The following is a 6,766-nucleotide window of genomic DNA, read 5'->3' as shown; positions in this document are numbered from 1 at the left end:
TAATCCAATATCTGTGTGGGCAGTACAATACTGGCCAACATGCTCAAATAATCGTTTTCCATGCTGTAAAGTAAAGAACTATTCGATTAGATTACAAATTTATCCCCACTAAATTTCTACTGAGCCCAAACAATTTTATCCCGCAAGGCGGTAAAAATAAAAAAGCGACCACCCCTTTGAGACAGTCGCTTCTTTATCGAGTGATCCGCTTGGGGCTCGAACCCAAGACCCCAACATTAAAAGTGTTGTGCTCTACCTGCTGAGCTAGCGAATCAATCCTTTTGCGCATCGGTTATTTCCCGATTGCGAGTGCAAAGATATAGCCTTTTTTTGAAACGGCCAAACAAATTCTTTATTTTTTATGAAAAAACATGCATAAAATGAGAAAATGTGGCTAAATTAGCCTTCTTTTCAATTTATACTCCCGATATTACCGGTTTTGACCGCTTTTCTACCCGTCATATTTTCCGGTACTCTCTATCCCCTTTCCCTCCGCACAATGAAAAGAAAGACTGACAAAAGTTCATGAAAATCCAAATGCTTCTTAATAATCTTCAAAAGCTTAGTAAAGAATGTTTATTTCATTTTCTTTTTTAGTATTTTGGCAAAGTATTTGTTACTTATTCTGTGAAACAAAAATAATTTAAAGATGACGTATTATTGGATTTTATTTATCGGTATTGCCATTATCAGCTATATTGTGCAATCCAGTCTGCAAAGCAAATTTGAAAAATATTCCCGCCTGGCGCTCAACAACGGTATGACCGGAAGGGAGGTAGCCGAAAAAATGTTGCGTGACAACGGCATTTACGATGTGCGCGTAATCAGCACTCCGGGAAGTCTTACAGACCATTACAATCCAACCAATAAGACCGTAAACCTGAGCAGTGATGTCTACGGCACCTGCAGTGTGGCTGCCGCAGCCGTTGCCGCCCATGAGTGCGGACACGCCATCCAGCATGCACGCGCCTATGCTCCTCTGCAAATGCGCTCGGCACTGGTACCTGTCGTTCAGTTTTCATCCAGCATCATGTCATGGGTATTATTGGCCGGTATCCTTATGGTCAATACTTTTCCACAACTGCTGCTGATAGGTATCTGCCTGTTCGCCATGACTACTTTGTTCAGTTTCATCACTCTGCCTGTGGAAATTGATGCCAGCCGCCGTGCACTGGTATGGCTGAGAAGTTCGGGCATTACCAGCTCATACAACCATGCGCAAGCGCAGGATGCACTGAAAGCAGCTGCCTATACCTATGTAGTAGCCGCATTGAGTTCGCTGGCGACACTGATTTATTACATCACCATTTTCACGAACCGCAGAGAGTGATTTCTCTATAAATAAAAAACTTGCAGCCAGCCACCTGCTATTCAGGGTGGTTGGTTTTTTTATTCGATTTTTTAGTGTACTTTTGCATCCATAAAATCTAAAGTTTGATTCATTATGGCAACAAAACCTGGAATACCCAAAGGAACAAGGGATTTTTCGCCCGTAGAAATGGCGAAACGTAACTATATATTCAACACCATCCGTGAAGTATTTTACCTGTATGGCTTTCAGCAAATCGAGACTCCTTCGATGGAAAACCTGTCTACATTGATGGGAAAATACGGCGAGGAAGGAGACAAGCTGCTTTTCAAGATTCAGAATTCCGGCGATTACTTTTCCGGTATCACCGATGAAGAGCTGTTGAGCCGCAACGCTGCCAAACTGGCAGGCAAGTTCTGTGAGAAAGGATTGCGCTATGACCTGACCGTTCCGTTCGCTCGTTATGTGGTGATGCACCGCGATGAAATCACCTTCCCTTTCAAGCGTTTCCAGATACAGCCGGTATGGCGCGCCGACCGCCCTCAGAAAGGACGTTACCGTGAGTTCTACCAGTGCGATGCCGACGTGGTAGGCAGTGACTCACTGCTCAACGAGGTAGAGCTGGTACAGATGATTGATACGGTATTCCGCAAATTCGGTATCCGCATCTCCATCAAGGTCAACAACCGTAAGATTTTGACCGGAATCGCGGAAATCATCGGTGCGGCCGATAAGATTATCGACATTACTGTAGCCATCGACAAACTCGATAAAATCGGTCTGGATAATGTAAATGCGGAACTGGCTTCAAAAGGTATCTCTCAGGAAGCTATCGACAAACTGCAGCCGATTATCCTGCTGAGCGGATCAAACACTGAAAAACTTCAGACCCTGAAAGAGATTCTGGCAACCAGCGAGACGGGTATGAAGGGAGTGGAAGAAAGTGAATTCCTGCTGAACACGGTTGCACGTCAGGGCATATCATCGGATGTGGAACTCGACCTGACACTGGCCCGCGGTCTGAACTATTACACCGGAGCCATCTTCGAAGTAAAGGCACTGGATGTACAGATTGGCAGCATCAGCGGTGGCGGACGTTACGATAACCTGACCGGCGTATTCGGTATGGACGGAGTATCGGGAGTGGGAATCTCCTTTGGTGCCGACCGTATCTACGATGTACTCAACCAGTTAGATCTGTATCCGAAGGAAGCTTCTGACAGCACCAAGGTCCTGTTTGTCAACTTCGGAGAAAAAGAGGCCGACTACATTCTGCCGATACTGGCCAAGGTAAGAGCTGAAGGCATACGGGCAGAAATCTATCCGGACAGTGCCAAGATGAAGAAACAGATGAGCCATGCCAACAACAAACAGATTCCGTTTGTAGCCATTGCCGGCGAAAACGAAATGAATGAAGGCAAGGTCATGCTGAAAAACATGCAGACCGGAACACAGGATCTGGTGACTGCAGAAGAACTGATTGCTGCACTGAAGGCCTGATAAAGGGACGGGAATGAATTTCCTGAGAACCCGCAGAGAAGCAAAGGTCACAAAAAGAAAGACAAGAAAGAAAAGATAAGTAATCAACTCCTGCAAACCGGAAAGGTTTCGGAGAAGATATAAAATTCGCCCCTATACGAGTGGTCAACCGTATAGGGGCGAAGTCTGTATAACAGGCTGATGATTCACATTTCATCATTTTTCTTTCTGCTGCTTTCTCCGCCAGAGCCAGAACCATCCAGCAGCAATTACCAGCGCAGACAATGAGACGGGCAGGACTGCCTGCTGTCCCAGGCGGAAACCTTCCGGAGCGATGCAGATGTAAGTAGCACAAACCACCGTCATGAACAACGCCGGGATACAGGTGATGAGGAAGGTGAGGCCTTTCTTTTCACGTGCCAGCCAGACCGTAATGGTCCAGAGAGTGAACACAGCGAGTGTCTGATTGGCCCAGGCAAAATAGCGCCAGATTACCTGGAAGCCGTCGGCATCACGCAGGCTGTATATCAGCAGAGCCGAGGCAACGACAAACAAGGGAATACAGATGACCAGGCGCCGCTTGATGGTTTTCTGTTCCATTTTCAGGAAATCGGCAACAATCAGACGGGCCGAACGGAAGGCCGTATCACCACTGGTAATCGGAGCAGCCACTACTCCCAGAATCGCCAGTACACTTCCTACAGTACCAAGCCATTCACGGCTGATATCGAAAACCACTACCGAGGCATCGCTGATACCCATGCCGTCCTGATGGAAAAAGTAGGTCGCTACGGCTGCCCATATCAATGCCACCACTCCTTCGGTAATCATGGCTCCATAGAAGATAGGACGTCCTTGACGTTCACTGGGCATGCAGCGTGCCATCAGCGGACTTTGAGTGGCATGGAATCCGGAAATGGCCCCGCAGGCAATGGTAATGAACATCATCGGGAAAATCGGTGTGGTCTCTGCTTTGGGATGTGTATTTCCCAGTCCTTCCCAGACTTCCGGCAGATCAGGCATCTTGACATAAAGCATGACCAGCAATCCGATTGCCATAAACAGGAGCGAGGCCGCAAAGAGCGGATAGACCTTTCCGATGATTTTATCGATAGGAAGCAGGGTGGCCAGTATGTAATACACAAAGATAACGACAATCCAGAAGGTCACATCAAGTGATTCCGGAGTGAGCTTGGCCAACAGCCCGGCTGGGGAAGCCACAAATACGGCACCCACCAGTATCATGAGTATTACGGTAAAGACACGTATGACCTGCCTGGTAGACAGTCCCAGATAACGGCCGATAATCTCAGGAATGCTTTCTCCATCGTGACGCAAGGAGAGCATGCCGGAAAAATAATCGTGTACGGCTCCGGCAAAGATAGAGCCCAGTACAATCCATAAGAAAGAAGCGGTACCGAACATCGCTCCCATAATTGCACCGAAGATCGGACCGACACCGGCGATGTTCAGAAACTGAATCATAAAAATCTTCCACGGCGGAAGTACCATGTAGTCTATACCGTCGGCATGCTGGATTGCAGGAGTAATGCGGTTATCCGGAGCGAAAATCCGCTCGCAAAGGCGCCCATAGGTACAATAGCCTATCAAAAGGGCAAACAGACAAAGTGTAAATGTAATCATGCGGTTGAGTTTTTCAAGTATTGTAGTAATATGATTAATTTATAGTCCCATCATGAAGATGCTGTCTTAAAGTAACGGCAAGCCGCCTCTGGGCATTAAGCCAGAGACAAGCGCGCCAGGTAATTATAATGCGGTCCTTCCTGTACCATTTCGGTACGGAACCCATATTGGGCAGCATAGGCGGAAAGTGTATCAAAATCCACATACAGCCAGTCGAAAGTATCTCCCTTCACCTGCTGGTATTGCATCCGGAAATCAATCTCACCGTAATAATCGTCGGCCAGATTCACTACAAAACTGCCATCTTCCTCTTCATACAGATAGCGCAGGTCACTGGAATCGGCCAGGACACATCCGCCCGGACGCAGCAGTTGCTTGATGCGCTGGAAAAAGTCTGCCAGGTTTTTGAGTTTTCCTACAATTCCCAGGCCGTTCATCAACAGCAGAATGGTATCAAACTGACCGCAGAAGTGCGGATCGAACAGATTGGCCTGTACGGCATCCACTCCCCTCTCCTGCATTACCTCTACCGACAGTGGCGAGATATCGATCGCCAGGCATTCTTTCCCGGCCTGCTTCAGGGCCAGCGAGTGACAACCGGCTCCTGCACCCACGTCCAAAACCTTTCCTTCTGCCAGGTCCAAAGCCTTCTGCTCCAGTTCCGGCATATCGTCATAAGTACGGAACAAGTCCTTTACCGGAATCTCATCTTCATCGAACTGAGAAGAAAATACCCGCAACCGCCCTGCGCGATGCTTGGTGAAATAATCGTGTATGGCCTTTCCCATCGGATCTTTGTCCGGTGTCAGCAAATCTGTCTTCATATTTACGAATTATATTAAAATAGCAGTTAAACAAGTAATGTATGTAACTTCCTTATTGATAATTTGTTCAAAGTGTTGCAAAGTTAGCAAAAACTGTATGAAAACGCTGAAAGATCGGTTATAAAATAGCGCACCTGGATAAGGATATCCGGAGAGAGAAGCCCAACAGGCAAGCTTCCTGCCGGCACCGGAGCATACAGTTGGGTAATTTTTTTGACATCCGATTGGTTATTTTAAGAACTTTTCTAGGATACACTTGCAAAATAAAGACTATCTTAGCATCAGCAATCAATATAGACGAATTTACCATGACACATAACTATTACTGCATCATCATGGCGGGCGGAATGGGACGACGTTTCTGGCCTTATAGTCGAAAAAAGTTACCCAAGCAATTTTTGGACTTCTTCGGAACGGGGGAGACCTTATTAAGACAAACATTCGACAGGTACAAGCAGTTCATTCCACAGGAGAATATCTTCATTACGACTCATCAAAGCTATAAAGACCTTGTGCTGCAGATTCTTCCGGAAATCAGTGAAAAGCAGCTCATCATAGAGGAAGAAAGAAGGAATACGGCTCCTTCCATTGCCTATGCGTCGCATGTCATACAGGGAATCAATCCTGATGCGACCATCGTAGTGGCTCCTTCCGACCACCTGATCTTAAAACAGCAGGAATTCGAGAAAGCCATACTGAAAGGGCTGGAGTTTGCTTCCCGTCATGACACGCTGGTCACACTGGGCATCAAACCCAGCCGCCCGGAAACAGGGTACGGATACATACAGATTGCAGAAGAAAAAGAGGAGGACTTCTACAAAGTCAAGACTTTCATTGAGAAGCCGGCACTGGAGTTTGCCGAAATCTTCGTCCAGAGCAATGAGTTCTACTGGAATTCGGGAATATTCATCTGGCATGTCAATACCATCTTGAATGCATTCCACAAGATTATGTCGGACCTCTGTCCGCGGATTGAATGCAACCGGCCTGATTTTTCTGCCTGCCCGAACATCTCCATCGACTACAGCATCATGGAAAAGGCTGAAAATGTATATGTACAACTTTGTGATTTCGGATGGGCCGACCTGGGTACATGGAGTGCATTGTACGATGCCTCACCCAAGGATGCAAATCATAACGTGATTGTAAACAGCAATACGCTGCTGTATAATTGCAAGAACAACATTATTCTCATGCCGGAAGGCCAACTGGCTGTCATCAAGGACCTGGACGGCTACCTCGTGACTGCACAGGACAACATCCTGCTTATCTGCAAGAAAGATGATCCGAATGAAATCCGGAAATTTGTCAACGATGCAGAAATGAAATTCGGAGAGAAGTACTCCTGAAAATATACATACATTCAAAAGCATGGCAGGTAACGCCTTTCCTGTTCCGACTGAATAAAGCGGAGCAGGAAAGGCGTTACTTATTATCAGACAGTCCGTAACGGAAGCTGCCCTGAACATTTAAAAGAAAACCGTTGTTTTATAATATGTGGAAGGGTCAA

General features: G+C 46.7%; 5 protein-coding genes and 1 tRNA gene. 3 read left to right on the top strand and 3 right to left on the bottom strand.

Features of this window, described 5'->3' with window-relative positions; all coding sequences use genetic code 11:
- Positions 1 to 201: 201 nt before the first annotated feature.
- Positions 202 to 274, bottom strand: a tRNA-Lys gene (locus H3001_RS14945).
- A 375-nt stretch (positions 275 to 649) separates the two neighbouring features.
- On the opposite strand from H3001_RS14945, the gene H3001_RS14940 reads away from it, so the two are divergent.
- Together H3001_RS14940 and hisS are read left to right on the top strand one after the other, a co-directional pair.
- Positions 650 to 1,330 (top strand): zinc metallopeptidase, encoded by a 681-nt coding sequence (locus tag H3001_RS14940; RefSeq protein ID WP_181215362.1) that lies wholly within the window; start codon positions 650 to 652, stop codon positions 1,328 to 1,330.
- A gap of 114 nt (positions 1,331 to 1,444) precedes the next feature.
- On the top strand, positions 1,445 to 2,809 hold the full coding sequence (hisS, locus tag H3001_RS14935; RefSeq protein ID WP_181215361.1) for a histidine--tRNA ligase: 1,365 nt from the start codon (positions 1,445 to 1,447) through the stop codon (positions 2,807 to 2,809).
- A 195-nt stretch (positions 2,810 to 3,004) separates the two neighbouring features.
- Here hisS and H3001_RS14930 read toward each other — a convergent pair whose 3' ends face one another.
- Together H3001_RS14930 and H3001_RS14925 are read right to left on the bottom strand one after the other, a co-directional pair.
- Positions 3,005 to 4,432 carry a carbon starvation CstA family protein gene (locus tag H3001_RS14930; RefSeq protein ID WP_181215360.1) on the bottom strand — a complete coding sequence of 476 codons (1,428 nt, stop codon included), beginning with the start codon at positions 4,430 to 4,432 and terminating at the stop codon, positions 3,005 to 3,007.
- 95 nt (positions 4,433 to 4,527) lie between these two features.
- On the bottom strand, positions 4,528 to 5,256 hold the full coding sequence (locus H3001_RS14925) for a class I SAM-dependent methyltransferase (RefSeq protein ID WP_181215359.1): 729 nt from the start codon (positions 5,254 to 5,256) through the stop codon (positions 4,528 to 4,530).
- A 308-nt stretch (positions 5,257 to 5,564) separates the two neighbouring features.
- On the opposite strand from H3001_RS14925, the gene H3001_RS14920 reads away from it, so the two are divergent.
- Positions 5,565 to 6,605: a mannose-1-phosphate guanylyltransferase gene (locus H3001_RS14920; RefSeq protein ID WP_181215358.1), complete on the top strand. Its 1,041-nt coding sequence runs from the start codon at positions 5,565 to 5,567 to the stop codon at positions 6,603 to 6,605.
- The last annotated feature ends 161 nt before the right edge of the window (positions 6,606 to 6,766 follow it).

The organism is Phocaeicola faecicola (assembly GCF_013618865.1).
Classification (GTDB): domain Bacteria; phylum Bacteroidota; class Bacteroidia; order Bacteroidales; family Bacteroidaceae; genus Phocaeicola; species Phocaeicola faecicola.
The sequence above is the reverse complement of the archived record's forward strand: the minus strand, read 5'-3'. Positions and strand labels throughout refer to the sequence as shown.